General features: G+C 60.7%; 16 protein-coding genes. 4 read left to right on the forward strand and 12 right to left on the reverse strand.

The genetic code is table 11. The annotated features are described in order from the left end of the window. Nucleotides 1-25 precede the first annotated feature (25 nt). The 3 genes from MCRY_RS05255 to MCRY_RS05265 all read right to left on the reverse strand — a co-directional run bounded on the left by MCRY_RS05255 (nt 26) and on the right by MCRY_RS05265 (nt 1,397). Entirely contained in the window at nt 26-250 is a 225-nt protein-coding gene (locus MCRY_RS05255; protein WP_072775827.1) for a F0F1 ATP synthase subunit C, read from the reverse strand. A gap of 66 nt (nt 251-316) precedes the next feature. Next, nucleotides 317-1,066, reverse strand: coding sequence for a F0F1 ATP synthase subunit A (locus MCRY_RS05260; protein ID WP_085628423.1), 750 nt, complete (start codon nt 1,064-1,066; stop codon nt 317-319). After that, nucleotides 1,050-1,397, reverse strand: coding sequence for an AtpZ/AtpI family protein (locus tag MCRY_RS05265; protein WP_085628490.1), 348 nt, complete (start codon nt 1,395-1,397; stop codon nt 1,050-1,052). The genes MCRY_RS05260 and MCRY_RS05265 overlap by 17 nt, the downstream gene beginning before the upstream one ends. 230 nt (nt 1,398-1,627) lie before the next feature. Here MCRY_RS05265 and MCRY_RS05270 point away from each other — a divergent pair, with 230 nt between their 5' ends. Both MCRY_RS05270 and MCRY_RS05275 read left to right on the forward strand, forming a co-directional pair. Further along, complete coding sequence (locus MCRY_RS05270; RefSeq protein ID WP_085628424.1) at nt 1,628-1,963, forward strand: ArsR/SmtB family transcription factor; 336 nt, start codon at nt 1,628-1,630, stop codon at nt 1,961-1,963. A 72-nt stretch (nt 1,964-2,035) separates the two neighbouring features. Next, nucleotides 2,036-2,983, forward strand: coding sequence for a hypothetical protein (locus MCRY_RS05275; RefSeq protein WP_085628425.1), 948 nt, complete (start codon nt 2,036-2,038; stop codon nt 2,981-2,983). Between the two features lie 2 nt (nt 2,984-2,985). On the opposite strand, the gene MCRY_RS05280 is transcribed toward MCRY_RS05275, so the two are convergent. From MCRY_RS05280 to MCRY_RS05305, 6 genes are all read right to left on the reverse strand, one after another. Next, entirely contained in the window at nt 2,986-4,998 is a 2,013-nt protein-coding gene (locus MCRY_RS05280; protein ID WP_085628426.1) for a M3 family metallopeptidase, read from the reverse strand. A 79-nt stretch (nt 4,999-5,077) separates the two neighbouring features. Continuing rightward, nucleotides 5,078-6,148, reverse strand: a complete 1,071-nt coding sequence (locus tag MCRY_RS05285; protein ID WP_085628427.1) for a HesA/MoeB/ThiF family protein — start codon at nt 6,146-6,148, stop codon at nt 5,078-5,080. Beyond that, nucleotides 6,145-6,603 (reverse strand): dUTP diphosphatase, encoded by a 459-nt coding sequence (dut, locus tag MCRY_RS05290; RefSeq protein ID WP_085628491.1) that lies wholly within the window; start codon nt 6,601-6,603, stop codon nt 6,145-6,147. The genes MCRY_RS05285 and dut overlap by 4 nt, the downstream gene beginning before the upstream one ends. 50 nt (nt 6,604-6,653) lie before the next feature. Beyond that, nucleotides 6,654-7,847, reverse strand: coding sequence for a bifunctional phosphopantothenoylcysteine decarboxylase/phosphopantothenate--cysteine ligase CoaBC (gene coaBC, locus MCRY_RS05295; RefSeq protein ID WP_085628428.1), 1,194 nt, complete (start codon nt 7,845-7,847; stop codon nt 6,654-6,656). 59 nt (nt 7,848-7,906) lie between these two features. Beyond that, the gene (locus tag MCRY_RS05300) at nt 7,907-8,686 is read right to left on the reverse strand and encodes a ChaN family lipoprotein (protein ID WP_085628429.1); all 780 of its coding nucleotides are present in this window, start codon (nt 8,684-8,686) and stop codon (nt 7,907-7,909) included. Then, nucleotides 8,683-9,561 carry an RNA polymerase factor sigma-32 gene (locus tag MCRY_RS05305; protein ID WP_085628430.1) on the reverse strand — a complete coding sequence of 293 codons (879 nt, stop codon included), beginning with the start codon at nt 9,559-9,561 and terminating at the stop codon, nt 8,683-8,685. The genes MCRY_RS05300 and MCRY_RS05305 overlap by 4 nt, the downstream gene beginning before the upstream one ends. Nucleotides 9,562-9,768: 207 nt before the next feature. Between MCRY_RS05305 and MCRY_RS05310 the strand changes: the two genes are divergently transcribed. Together MCRY_RS05310 and MCRY_RS05315 are read left to right on the forward strand one after the other, a co-directional pair. Beyond that, entirely contained in the window at nt 9,769-10,644 is an 876-nt protein-coding gene (locus tag MCRY_RS05310) for a glutathione S-transferase (protein ID WP_085628431.1), read from the forward strand. Nucleotides 10,645-10,733: 89 nt separating this feature from the next. Next, nucleotides 10,734-12,245, forward strand: a complete 1,512-nt coding sequence (locus tag MCRY_RS05315; RefSeq protein WP_085628432.1) for a YifB family Mg chelatase-like AAA ATPase — start codon at nt 10,734-10,736, stop codon at nt 12,243-12,245. Nucleotides 12,246-12,274: 29 nt separating this feature from the next. Here MCRY_RS05315 and gshB read toward each other — a convergent pair whose 3' ends face one another. The 3 genes from gshB to rsmI form a co-directional block, all read right to left on the reverse strand. Next, the gene (gshB, locus tag MCRY_RS05320; RefSeq protein ID WP_085628433.1) at nt 12,275-13,207 is read right to left on the reverse strand and encodes a glutathione synthase; all 933 of its coding nucleotides are present in this window, start codon (nt 13,205-13,207) and stop codon (nt 12,275-12,277) included. Nucleotides 13,208-13,273: 66 nt separating this feature from the next. After that, complete coding sequence (locus tag MCRY_RS05325; protein WP_085628434.1) at nt 13,274-13,699, reverse strand: YraN family protein; 426 nt, start codon at nt 13,697-13,699, stop codon at nt 13,274-13,276. A 38-nt stretch (nt 13,700-13,737) separates the two neighbouring features. After that, a complete protein-coding gene (gene rsmI / locus MCRY_RS05330; RefSeq protein ID WP_085628435.1) occupies nt 13,738-14,595 on the reverse strand; it encodes a 16S rRNA (cytidine(1402)-2'-O)-methyltransferase in 858 nt (285 codons plus the stop codon). Nucleotides 14,596-14,614: the final 19 nt, after the last annotated feature.

Below are 14,614 nucleotides of genomic sequence, written 5' to 3' on the forward strand. Positions count from 1 at the left end.
GCGCGTAAGGATAAAAGTCCGAAGCTTAGACGGCGAACATCAGCAGCAGCGACACGAGGAACGCGAAGATCCCCAGCGCTTCTGCGAACGCGATACCGATGAAGAGCGTTGCTGTCTGCGATGCAGCAGCGGACGGGTTACGCAGGGCACCTGCGAGGTAGTTGCCGGCCACGTTGCCCACCCCGATTGCGGCTGCGCCGGAACCGATTGCTGCCAGGCCTGCGCCGATGTGTGCGAGATCGCCTTCCATGTGAATTCTCCTTACGATTGGAAGTTAGCGTTGGTGCGTAGGGTGCGTGATGTCACGCACCTTTTGTTAGTGAGACGGGTGCAGCGCGTCCTTGAGGTACACGCAGGTCAGGATCGTGAAAACGTAGGCCTGAATGAAAGACACCAGAACTTCGAGAGCGTAGATGCCAATGATCCCAAAAATCGCAAGCGGTGCGACTGCTGTGATGGCCGCGAAACCCGCGAACACTTTGAGAACCGCGTGGCCTGCCATGATGTTACCGGCAAGACGGATCGAATGGCTGACCGGGCGCACGAAGTACGAGATAATCTCGATAATCGCGAGAACAGGACGCAGCGCCAGCGGTGCAGACGACACCCAGAAGAGACCAAGGAAACCCGCGCCATTCTTGACGAAGCCCAGGATGGTCACAGCAAAGAACACGCCGAAGCCCAGAATTGCCGTCACTGCGATGTGCGAGGTCGGCGAAAAAGACATTGGGATCAGCGCAAGGAAGTTCGAGAACACGATGAACATGAACAGCGTGAAGATATACGGGAAGTACTTGACCGCATCTTTGCCGGTCACGTCCTCGACCATCTTGTAAATGAAACCGTAGGCCAGCTCGGCCACCGATTGCGTGCGCGTCGGGATTGTCGCGCGCTTCGAGGTGCCCAGCACCATAAGCGCAACAACACATGCCACTGCCAGCAGCAGCCACAACGCTACGTTGGTAAAGGTGAACATGCCCACCGCGCCGTCACCAAACAGCGGTTTGACGATGAACTGGTCCATCGGGTGGAATACAAGTCCGCCGCCCTCAGCTTCCGTCGCCATGTCGTTCCCTCTCGTTCTCTCCGGCCTGACTGGCCAGTTGCTTGGTCTGGAATTCCTTGGCGGTGCGCATCATCACGTTCACCCCGGCCGCAAAACCCAGCAATGTAAACAGCACCATCAAGAAGGGCTGCGTTCCGAAAACCGCATCAAGCCCGTATCCGATGCCAAATCCGATCCCAAGACCGGACACCATCTCGATCACCATGCGCCATCCTTGCTGCGCCTGGCTGTAATGTTCCTCTTGATGTGGCTTGTCCTCTTTGGCCCCTTTGGCCGCCGCAATCCGCGCTTCCAGCTCTTTCAGCTTCTGCTTTGGATCACTCTCAGACACGCGCTCCACCTCGGTTGGAACTTTGCCCTGTGCTACGGTGCAGCATGGCCTGAGTCAAGGCGCTGGTTGGCACACCCTGAACGTGATCAACGCATTGTTTTTAAAATGATTTTTATACACGCGCTATGAGCCATGCAAACGGTTACAGGGGCAAACCCCCCCGTTTCGCCCCAATCCGCATATTCAACTTTCCGGTTGAGTTTTCCCGGAACAGTCGTCTACTGCGCTCCATGGCCCCAACTCTCGACACTGTCTTCGCCGCTCTGGCCGATCCGACCCGCCGTCAGATTCTGACGATGCTGCTCGAGGATGACATGGCCGTAACTGATGTGGCCGACCCGTTCGAGATGTCACTCGCCGCGATTTCCAAACACCTTATGGTACTGGCCGAGGCCGGTCTCATCAGCCAAGAAAAGCGCGGGCGCGTGAAATGGTGCAAACTGGAACCGGACGCGCTCAAGGATGCCAGCGTTTGGATGCAGGCCTTTGGTCAGTTCGAGGCCATCAACCTTGATGCATTTGAAGCGTTTCTAGAAAAAGAAAAACTCAGTGCCCCGCAAGAGTAACGCCAGGCTTTCGGGACTGGGACGACTGCACTAGACTGGTCTTCAAACCGAACATCGCATCACAGGCGGCGCATGTCGAAACCTTGGTCCACAACAAAATATCTTGGCTGGGCGCTTGCTGTCTGTCTGAGCCTCGGCCCGACGCCAAGCGCCCGGGCCTGTGCGTTTCACGGCTACACACCCAACCCCACCCTGGTCGACCTTCTGCTGGCCACAGAACAAGCTGTGGTCGCCCGCCCAACGTCGCGTGGAACGTACCAGATTGTCGACGCCCTGCTCGGACCCGATCTGGGTGAAATCCCCTTCCCAGTCAGCATGCATTACCGCACTCAATTGGAAGGCGACAAATCCGCAACGGCCCTCCTCGTCCGCGACGGCGCCTATGGCCCGTGGATGGAGGTAACCCTGCTTGATCCAGGGTTCCGCAACATCATCAGAACCGTGGTGCAGAACCAATCCGCTTGGCAATTGGGCCAAGACGCCGGGCGCATCAAATTGTTCGCAGCGCTTGTCAACGACTCCAACCCGTCCATTCAGCGGCTCGCCCTGCAGGAACTCGACCGCCTGCCCTACGCAACACTCAAGAACGTGCCCGTGCCCCCGATCCGCGGCCTGCTTGAAAACATCGAAGCCGGAGAGCTGGACCAACGCCCGATCCGCATCCTTCTTGCATGCCTGTCGAAGGATCGCAGCTTCGGGCCTGTGCTGGCCAAGGCGCTGCACCAAGCCGTATTGCAAGACAAAGCCTATCTCGGCGCATATGTCACCGCGCTGGTCGAACTGCAGGGCAAACCAGCGGTAGAAGCCATTGTTGCCCATTACCTTGCATCCGGCACAACGTCCGAGGGCATTCAAGAGAAACTGCTCGACGCTCTTGCCCTGCAATACAAAACTGCACGCGGTGCCACGCGCCGCTCAATCGCCCGCGAAATGGCCGACCTCGTTCGTGAAAAGCCTGAAATGGCCGACCTTTTGATCGCCCAATTCGGCCCACAAGCCAGCGGTCGGTTGTTGCGATAAGCCTAGGCCGCCAGCCCACGTCCCTTGAGCAACGCCTCGACCCCCGGCATCCGCCCACGGAACTTGGTGTACAGCACATCCGCCTCCTCGGACCCACCGGCTGACAGGATAAACTCCTCAAGCTTTCCCGCCATTGCCGGATCAAATGCCCCACCCGCTTCCTCGAACGCCTCGAATGCATCCGCATCCATCACCTCGGACCACATGTAGCTGTAGTACCCCGACGAATACCCGTCGCCGGTGAACACATGCGCAAAATGCGGCGTCGCATGGCGCATCACAATCGCCTCCGGCATCCCCAATCCGGCCAGCACCTTGGCCTGCTCGGCCATCGGATCAGCGGGTGGCGCGCCCTCGTGGAACGCCAGATCCACCAGCGCCGAAGCGACATATTCCACCGTCTGGAACCCCATGTCATAGGTCGCCGCCGCCAGCACCTTGTCCAGCATCTCCTGCGGCATCGCCTCACCTGTCTCGGCGTGTACTGCGAATTCCTGCAACACCTCCGGCACTTCCAGCCAATGCTCATAAAGCTGGCTTGGCAATTCCACAAAGTCCCGCGCCACCGACGTGCCCGAGATCATGTCATAGGTCACATCCGACAACATCTGGTGCAGCGCATGGCCGAACTCGTGAAACAACGTCCGCGCATCGTCATAGGACAAGAGTGCCGGATCACCCTTGGCGAAATTGCAGATATTCACCACGATCGGCGCCTGCACATCAGGAAACTTGCGCTGCGACCGCATCGCCGAACACCAGGCACCTGACCGCTTCGACGCCCGCGCAAAATAATCCCCGATGAATACCGCTATATGCCGCCCGTCCCGCGTCACTTCCCACGCCCGTGCGTCGGTGTGATAAAGAGCAACATCCAAAGGCCGAAACTCCAGCCCGAACAACCTGTTGGCACAGGCAAAGGACGCCTCAATCATCTTTTCCAACTGGAAATACGGCTTCAGTTCCGCCTCGTTCAGCGCAAACTCCTCGCGCCGTCGTGCCTCTGAGTAATAGCGCCAATCCCACGCCTGCAACGGTCCGTTCACACCATCAGCCACCATCCTGTCTTCCAGCAGCGCGGCATCCGACAAGGCCCGCGCCTTCGCAGGTTCCCATACATCCATTAACAAACTGCGAACGGCCTCGGGCGTCTTCGCCATCTCGGTCTCAAGCTTATAGGACGCGAAATCGTGATAGCCCAAAAGCGATGCACGCTCCTGACGCAACTGCAAAATCTCTGCTGCCACACCGCGATTGTCCGTCTTGCCTCCATTTTCACCGCGCGCGACCCACGCGCGCCACGCCTCCTCGCGCAACGACCGGTTGGGGCAGAACTGCAAAAAAGGCACGATTACCGACCGCGACAACGTCAGCACAGGGCCATCCGCCCCACGCTCCTTGCCCGCCGCGCGCACTGCGCTCACCACAAATGCAGGCAAACCCTCCAACTCGTCTTCGGACAAGGTCCGCTGCCAGTCCCGCTCATCCGCCAGCAGGTTCTGCCCGAACTGCGTGCCCAAAGTGGCCAGCCGCCCCTTGATCGCCTTCATCCGCGCGGCCTCATCCCCGGTCAACGCAGCCCCCGCCCGCACAAATCCGCGATGGGTCAGCATCAGCACCCGCGCCTCTTCCGGCGTCAAATCCAGCGCATCCCGCGCCAGCCACACCTGTTCGATCCGCGCAAACAGCGCTTGATTGCCATAGATCGCAGCCGAATGCGCCGCGAGCTTGGGCGAAAACTCCCGCATGATCTCTTCACGCATGTCGGTGCTGTCGGCCCCGGCAAGGTTGTAGAACACGCCCAGAACCCGGTCCAAGGCAGAACCCGTCTGCATCAAGCCTTCGACGCTGTTCTCGAATGTCGGCGGCTCTGCGTTGGTCGCCACTGCCTCGACCTCCGCCAACCCTTCCGCCATCGCGGCCTCGATTGCAGGCGCGAAATGCGCGTCCTCAATCAGGTCAAAGGGTGGCAGGCCGAACTCGGTGTCCCAGGTTTCAAGCAACGGGTTTGTCATCGAACGCTCCTATGGTTTGACCAAAATCTAGGGCGCGGCGCACCGAACAACAATGGCCCAACAACACCGAAAGCAGTGTTCAGCGTGCCGCAGCTGCCTTTGCACCTTGGCCACAAACCGGGCAATCCCCGCGCGGCTTGAGCCCGATTTTCCGCGTCTCACCCCAAAGCGCATCGTAAATCAGCATCTCACCCTTAAGCGCCTGCCCCGCCCCGGTGATCAGCTTGATCGCCTCAACCGCCATCATCGACCCGATCACACCGGGCAACGGTCCGATAACACCAGCCTCAGCACAGGACGGCGCCAAACCATCTGCCGGAGCTTCGGGGAAAATACACTGGTAACAGGGCGTACCCGACGCCGGGTCAAAGACCGAAATCTGCCCTTCCCATTGCGACAGGGCGCCTGAAATCAATGGTTTACCCATGGCGGCAGCAGCGCGGTTTGCCAGATAGCGCGTCTCGAAATTGTCCGTCCCATCCAGCACCAGATCATAGTCCGACACCAGCTTTTCCGCCATATCCTCGGTCAGCCGTCGATGATACGGGCGCACCTCAACATATGGATTCTGCGCCACCATTGCCGCTTGGGCGGAAAACACCTTGGGCATGCCGATATCCGCATCGCGATGAATCACCTGCCGTTGCAAATTGGCGTTCTCGACCACATCATCGTCGATCACTCCGATGGTGCCCACGCCCGCCGCAGAAAGATATTGCAACGCAGGCGCGCCCAAACCACCCGCCCCGATCACCAACACCTTGGCGTCCCGCAGCGCCTTCTGCCCCGGCCCGCCGATCTCGCGCAGCACGATATGTCGCGCATAGCGCTCCAGTTCCGAGGCCGAGAAACTGGCAGACCGCTGCATCGGCGGGGCTTCGCCTTGTTCCTTGACCAGCGCGCGGTCTTTCAACTTTTTGACGACCTTGCCGTAAAGCACGGCAATCGCCGCAAAAACGCCAAGCAAGATCCAAAGCGCCGCACTCTCTCCGGTCGCCATGCGCAGCGGATGCCCCATCGGCAACGCGATCTGAATGAACAGAACGCCCACATAGAGCAGCCCGATCATGTAAAGCCGTGCTGTCTTTGGCATCTTCATCAGCGCGCCAAGCCCCCAAAGCGCGGCGGCCATTGAGAAAACGACAATCATTCCGAAACCCCGGTCGATCCAAAGCCACCTGCGCCCCGCGTCGTGTCATCCAACGCCTGCACCTCGACCAAATCAGCACGCATAACAGGCGCCACGACCATCTGCGCAATCCGGTCGCCGTGCGAAATCTCAAAGCGCTGATCTCCAGCATTCATCACGATCACTCCCAAAGACCCGCGATAATCACTGTCAATCGTCCCCGGCGCATTGGGAAGCGTGATCCCGTGCTTCAAGGCAAGCCCCGAACGCGGCCGGATTTGCACCTCAAACCCGTCAGGAATCGCCATGCGCAAACCTGTCGGCACCAGCGCCCGCGCACCCGGTTCCAAAACCACCGCCCCACGATCCGGGAAATTCGCCCGCAGATCCGCTCCTGCCGCTCCAGCACTGGCATAGACCGGCAGTCCCAATGACCTGTCCGCTCCGTCGTCCCAAGTCAGACTGATCGTGACCACGCTTTGACCTTCTTCTTTTTCCAAATATGCAAAATGGCCCAACGGCGCCATCAGACCAGCGCGTCGGCAATCCGTGCTGCCAATTGATGCGCCACCGCATCCTTGCCCATGCGCGGCCAAGCCTCGGCCCCGGCGTCCGAGATCAACGTCACCGCATTCTCGGTACCGCCCATGATCCCCGTCGCGGGTGACACATCATTGGCGACGATCCAGTCACAACCCTTGCGCACCCGCTTGGCGGTGGCGTTTTCAATCACATCGTTGGTCTCGGCAGCAAAGCCCACCACCAACCCCGGACGATCTTCTGTCAGTTTTGACACCTCTGCCAGAATGTCGGGGTTCTCCTCGAATTCCAGCACCGGCAGCGCGCCTGCCACCTTCTTGATCTTGCTGTCCGAAGCCCCAACCACACGCCAATCTGCCACTGCAGCCGCAAACACCGCCGCATCCGCAGGCAAAGCCGCCAGCACCGCAGCCCGCATTTCGCGGGCTGTTTCCACGGGCACCACCTCGACGCCGTCAGGCGGCGACACATCCGCAGGACCGGTGACAAACACCACCTCGGCCCCCAACATGCGCAGCGCCACCGCAATTGCAGCGCCCTGCGCGCCCGAGGACCTGTTCGCGATATAACGCACCGGGTCAATCGGCTCATGGGTCGGCCCGGATGTCACAACAATCCGTTTTCCCCGCAACGGCCCGTCCGCCAGCGCGCCTAAAAGCGCGTCGACAATTTCCAGCGGCTCCGCCATCCGGCCCGGACCAAACTCGCCACAGGCCATATCACCGTCATTCGGCCCGACCACGGACACCCCATCAGCACGCAGCACTGCCAGATTGCGCTGGGTCGCCGGATGTTCCCACATCCGCACATTCATCGCAGGCGCGATCATCACCGGCGTGTCCGTCGCAAGAAGCAGCGTCGTCGCCAGATCCCCCGCCATCCCCTGCGCCATCTTGGCCATCAAGTCCGCCGTCGCCGGGGCCACCAGCACCATATCCGCCACGCGGGACAGCTGGATATGGCCCATCTCGGCCTCGTCCGTCAGATCGAACAGATCGGTATACACCTTTTCCCCCGCCAGCGCCGACACCGACAAAGGCGTGACAAACTCTGCTGCCGCGCGCGTCATGACTGGCGTCACCTTCGCGCCGCGTTCGCGCAGGCGACGGATCAGATCGAGGCACTTATACGCCGCGATCCCGCCGCCAATGATCAGAAGGATACGTTTGCCGCTCAACATAAGGCACAGTCCTGACAAGGTTATGTGCCTTTGTTACGGGGCCGCCGGGCAAAACTCAATCAGCGGAACGCGGCGCAGGGGTCTCCACGATCCGCAGGTGGTGCGCTCTCGACCAGATCAAATAACCCGGACGGCGCGCCATCATCTTCACCCTGACCCAAGGACGTCACACGCAACGCAGGCGCCGCCGCCATCAGGTAGACCGGCGCACCCCAGTCCATCCGCGCATGACCATTCCCGGTGATCACCACCACTGGCCCGCCATGCGCCTCGAACGCCTGTACCGCAGAATAGGCCAGTTCCGCATCCCGCAAGCGCTGAATGTCCACCATCACCGGCAGCATCTCTTCCGGCATCGCATCGCAATGCGCCGCCAGTTGCAACGCCTCGCGTTCTGACTGCTGGTCCGCCGGCAAAGGCGTGGTCAGCCCATAGACCTCTGCATCACCGCGAAAACCGGTGTGCAACCCCTCGGCCATCGCCGCGCGCGCCACCTCACGGGGCACGGCCGCCCCGAAATAAGCAGCCTCGGGCGCTGCCGCAAAGATCGGATAATACATCGAAAAATCTGGCCAGCCGCTGGCATTCCAGCCCAAGGCGGCCTCCAGCGCCGCTTCGTCGGCCACCAGATCGGCTGTGACCACATCCGCCTGCGCCTGCGTCAACATCTCGAACACCAACGCAGTCGGTTGCAATTCAACCACAAGCTCTGCTTGCCGCAGATGATGCGCCGGGTTGTCATGCAACTCTCCAAGGAACACCACATCGGCCCCATCAAAAACGCCCCCAGCAGCCAGAGCCGTGGGGGCGAAAATCAGGAAACCAAGTGCATACCTCATGAGAGGAAGTGTTGCACCTCAGGGCTCTGCGCTTCAAGCGATTTGCGAATTTTCGCAAACGCCGCCGCCTCCAACTGACGTACCCGCTCCTTGGACAGGCCAAGCTCGTTGCCAAGGCTCTCCAGCGTTCGCGCATCTTCGCGCAGCTTGCGTTCCCGCACGATGAACCGTTCCCGTTCATTGAGCTGGTTCATCGCCATCATCAGCCACTGACGCAGCTGCGCAAGGTCCAAGTCTTCCTCGACCCGCTCATCCGCCTGCGCGCTCTCATCTTCAAGCGCATCAATCCACTCACGGCCCTCATCCTCTGTCGATTGCGTCGCGTTCAGCGAATAATCGGACCCGGACAACCGTCCTTCCATCATCTCGACGTCATGCAAAGGCACGCCGATTTCTTCCGAAATCATCCGGCGCATCTCGTGCCCTTCGAGAACCTTACCCTCGGCAGCGGCTTCCCGCTCCAGCCGCGCCTGAACCCGGCGCATGTTGAAGAACAGTGATTTCTGCGAAGACGTGGACCCGGTCCGCACGATGGACCAGTTGCGCATCACGTAATCCTGAATGGACGCCTTGATCCACCAAACGGCGTAGGTCGAGAACCGCACGCCACGGTCAGGATCAAACTTGTCGGCAGCCTTCATCAGGCCCAGACCCGCTTCCTGAATAAGATCGTTCATCGGCGCACCGTACCGCTTGAACTTCGACGCCATTGAAATGGCGAGACGCATATAGGCGGTGATCAGACGATGAAGCGCGACCTCGTCGCGCTGATCGCGCCACGCATAGGCCAGTTTGAGTTCCGTCTCCGCGTCCAGCAGTTCTGCTTTCATTGCGCGACGAGACAGGGTTTGGTCGTTAAACGAGTCCAGTGCCATTGGTGCCCCCTGATTTTATCTCTTGTACTGATTACGAGGGTCCCCTGCCCGTGGATCAAAGATTCATGAAAAAAAGTTTCAACATCGGGCCAACGCCCATGCGTTCTATTCGTTCCGGTGATGGCCTCGCGCACAATTCGAAATTGGGAAAGCCCAACTTGCCGAGATAGACTTGCGCGAAAGATGGGCAATCGGAGACACCCCAGCATGGTTTACGAGCTTTTCATCGGCGATTACGCTTATTCCAGTTGGTCGCTGCGCGGCTGGCTGTTGTTCCGCCAACTCGGCATCGCGCCCAAAGTCCATCTGGTCGACTTCAACAAAACAGGCGTGGCCGAACAACTCGACAGCATTGCGCCTGCCCGCACCGTCCCTGCGATGCGCGCGCCCGACGGCACCATCGTCTGGGATTCGCTGGCGATGGCAGAAGAGCTTCACAGCCGACATCCCGATGCCGGGCTTTGGCCCAATGACCCAGTCGCCCGTGGCTTGGGCCGTGCGCTCGCTGCAGAAATGCATTCGGGGTTCACGGCGCTGCGTGGCGAATGCCCAATGAACCTACGCACGGCCTACCGTGATGTGACACACTCCGACGCCACGCATACCGACATCGCGCGAATCGAAACCATCTGGTCCCTTGCCCGAAATCGCTATGCCGATCAGGGGCCATGGTTGCTGGGACAGTATTCCATCGCGGACATCGCGTTCGCCCCGGTGGCCGCCCGGTTCGCCGGGTATGATGTGGCGCTCTCGGACACTGCACAGCGCTATGTCGACACACATCTGGCCGATCCATGGTTCCGCCAATGGCGCACAATGGGCCTGACCACCGGGGACACCCTGCCGTGGTACGCAAAACCGTTCGAGACCAAAGCATGGCCCGGCCCGGCACCGCTAAACGCAACGCCGGTTGATGCGGGGCCAGCAGTCAACGCGCATTGCCCTTTCACAGGTGGCGCACCGACATATTTTCTCGAAATGGACGGGCGCATCTACGGCTTTGAAAACAAAACCTGCCGCGATGAAACCGCGCTTGATCCCGAAGCTTGGCCAGCCTTCATGGCGCTCACCACCTCCAGCTAAGTGGCTGCGCCCAGAAGATTTCGCAATCCGCGTTAACCATTTCGCAACCATGATGGTCCCACCCTCGCAGCAGACGAGGACCGGATCTCATGGTTGCGCATGCCTATACTGTCGCCTTCGAAGGCGTGGACGCCCGCATGGTCGAGGTGCAATGCGCCATCACCCCAGGAATGCCGGCCTTCGCCGTCGTGGGCCTTCCGGACAAGGCCGTGTCCGAATCCCGCGACCGGGTGCGCGGCGCGCTTTCCACCCTGCACATTGCGCTGCCTTCAAAACGGATCACCGTGAACCTCTCGCCTGCGGACCTGCCCAAGGAAGGTTCGCATTTCGATCTGCCCATCGCGCTGGCCCTGTTGGCCGAACTGGAGATCCTGCCCAAAGACGCCGTGTCCGACACTGTCGCCCTTGGGGAACTGTCACTGGATGGCGCGCTCATCCCGGTGATCGGTGCACTGCCCGCCGCGATGGCCGCGGCCGAGGAAAACCGCGCCCTGATCTGCCCCGCAGCCTCCGGCGCCGAAGCGGCTTGGGTCGGCGGTTGTCAGGTGATCGGCGCCAAGGGTCTGATGGACGTGATCCAGCACATGACCGGACGCACGCCGCTCAGCCCCTGTGATCCCGGCGAAGTCAGCCACGCCCCTGACAGCCGCGACATGCGCGATGTCAAAGGGCAAGAACGCGCCAAACGGGCGCTCGAAATCGCGGCAGCCGGGCGGCACCATGTTTTGATGGTCGGCACGCCGGGCTCTGGCAAATCCATGCTGGCCGCCCGCCTGCCGGGCATCCTGCCGCCGCTCACCCCAGCCGAGGCGCTGGAAACCTCGATGGTGCATTCGCTCTCCGGCCTGATCGAAGCGGGCGGTATCTCGCGTCACCGCCCGTTTCGCGAACCGCATCACACAGCGTCAATGGCCGCCATCGTCGGCGGCGGGCGCACCGCCAAACCGGGTGAAATCAGCCTCGCCCACAATGGTGTGCTCTTTATGGACGAATTCCCGGAATTCCCCCGCGCCGTGCTGGAAACCCTGCGCCAACCGATCGAGACCGGAGAGGTGATGGTCGCCCGCGCCAATGCCCATATCAAATATCCCTGCCGGTTCATGCTGGTCGCCGCCGCCAATCCCTGCAAATGCGGCTATCTCAGCGACCCGGCCCGCGCCTGTTCGCGTGCACCCAATTGTGGTGAAGACTATATGGGCCGCATTTCCGGCCCCCTGATGGACCGTTTCGATCTGCGCGTCGACGTGCCGCCCGTTGCCTTTCGCGACCTTGACCTGCCCAGCTCCGGTGCCAGCAGCCACGAACTGGCCACCCGTGTCGCCGCCGCCCGCGCGGTTCAGGCAGCCCGCTTTCAGGATCACCCCGATATGCACCAAAACGCCGATCTTGAGGGCGATCTGCTCGACCAGACCACCGCACTCGACATCCCGGCCCGGACCCTGCTGACCGATGCGGCAGACCGTTTCGGTCTTTCCGCGCGTGGCTATCATCGCGTGTTGCGCGTGGCGCGCAGCATCGCCGATCTTGACGCCACCGACGCCATCACCCGCGACCACATCGCCGAAGCCCTCAGTTACCGCCTGCCTCAAAGCGCTCCGTAAAAAGGGCCTCTCGGCCCGATGAAAGGCCTTTAAAGTTTGGCCTCGATCGCCTGCCAGATCTTCTCTGCGACGTTGATCCCGTCAAAGCGCTCAAGTTCCTGAATCCCCGTGGGCGATGTCACGTTGATCTCGGTCAGGTAGTTCCCGATCACGTCGATCCCGACGAATACCTGCCCCTTTTCACGCAAAAGCGGCCCGATCCGCGCGCAAATCTCCAGATCGCGCTCCGTCAGCCCGATCTTTTCGGGTCGCCCGCCGACATGCATGTTCGACCGCGTCTCCCCCTCTGCGGGCACTCGGTTGATCGCCCCAACCGCCTCACCATCGACAAGGATCACCCGTTTGTCGCCCGCTGACACGTCCGGCAAGAACTTCTGCATGATCAGCGGCTCTCTCGAAAACCCGGTGAACAGCTCGTGCAGCGAGGACAGGTTGCGATCATTGGCATCCAATCGAAACACCCCCGCGCCGCCATTGCCATAAAGCGGCTTCAGGATCACATCCTGATGGCGCGCCTTGAACGACTTGATCGTCCCCAAATCCCGCGCGATCATCGTCGGCGGCGTCAGGTCCGGGAAATCCAGCACCAGCAACTTTTCCGGATAGTTCCGCACCCAGAACGGATCGTTCACCACCAGCGTCTTGCCCTTGAGACGGTCCAGCAAATGGGTCGATGTGATGTAGTTCATATCAAATGGCGGATCCTGCCGAAGCCAGACAACATCGACCTCTTCCAGATCGACCTGCACTTCCGGCCCAAGCGCAACATGGTCGCCCTGCACCCGCTGCACCGTGAACCAATGACCCACGGCAAGGATGCGCCCCTCGTCATAGGCCAGCTTGTCCGGACTGTAGAAAAACAGCTCATGCCCTCGCGCCTGGGCCTCTTCGGCCAGCCTGAAAGAACTGTCGGCATTTATGTTGACCGACTGGATCGGATCCATCTGAAACGCGATTTTCATGTGGTGCCCTTTGCAAACTCTGCCTGTGTAATGGCGCAAGCCATGAGGGCGTGCAAGATCGCCGCGTCAGAGGCCCATGCTGGCATTCGGAATGATGTCGATCCTGCCCTGCGCATCCACCAGCGCCACATCCAGTCGCGCATCGGTAAGGGCTCCCGCCGGACATTGGCCCAGATAATCTTCCGCGCTGCGCAAAATACGGCCAAGCTGCCGCGCCGTCACTCGCTGTACGGCAGCTGCATGAGTGCGGCTTTTCTTGACCTCCACGAAAACAACATTGTCGCCTTCCAACAGGATCAGGTCGATCTCACCACAGCGCCCGCGCCAACGGATCTCTCGCAGCACTGCGCCCCTGTCCTGATAGTGACGCGCAACAGCCTGTTCAGCGCTCACCCCAGCATGGTAATTTGTCCGCCGCGCATCCCCAACTTGCCCTGCGGCATGCTGGGGAACGTCGGCCCCAGCGGCATCGGTCTGATAGTCAAATGGCATAAAGCACCCCTTCGATCACCGACCCTACCTCCAAGACATCAATTTTTGGCTAACGCCATCGCCCTTTGATACGCCTCGCGGCGCGGAATCCCAAAAACCTTAGACACTTCGCTGGCCGCATCCTTGACCGACATCCGTATCAACGCATCCTGCAAAGCCTCGTCCAGCGTCGCCTGATCGGTGACCGCACCAATACCGCGATCGATCAGAACGACGATTTCACCCTTCGGGGTTTCTTCGGAATACTTGGTGGATAAATCCGCCAGCGACCCCGCACAACGCTCTTCGAATTTCTTGGTTAACTCCCGGCACACCACCGCGTCCCGGTCTGGTCCCAACACCTCGGCCGCATCGCGCAGCATCGCACCCAGACGTTTCGGGGATTCGTAGAAGATCAACGTCGCCGGCACACCCACGAATTCCGCCAGCGCCGTTTTCCGCTTGCTTGCAGTGTTGGGCAGGAACCCGGCGAACAGGAACCGGTCAGACGGCAAACCCGACAAGGTCAGGGCAGCAACCGCCGCCGTTGCCCCCGGTGCCGTGGTGCAGGGCACTCCGGCCTGAAGCGCTGCTCGCATCAGGTCGAATCCCGGGTCCGAGATCAACGGCGTGCCTGCTTCCGACGCATAGACAACTGACTGGCCCGCCTCCAACGCGGCCATAAGGCGGGGGCGCGCCCGGTCTCCATTGTGATCATGATAGGCCACCAACGGACGGTCTCCCAACGCCACACCATGGATCTCCATCAACCGCCGCAGCGACCGCGTATCCTCTGCTGCAAGCACGTCCGCACCTGCCAGCAGGTCAAGCGCCCGCAGTGTGATGTCACGCGCATTGCCCAGCGGTGTCGCCACCAGATACAACCCCGGCGCGATCTCGCGTGTCTGCCAATTCATGTCTGGACCCGCCTTTGTC

The sequence above is a fragment of the Marivita cryptomonadis genome (genome assembly GCF_002115725.1).
In the GTDB taxonomy this organism is placed as follows: Bacteria; Pseudomonadota; Alphaproteobacteria; order Rhodobacterales; family Rhodobacteraceae; genus Marivita; species Marivita cryptomonadis.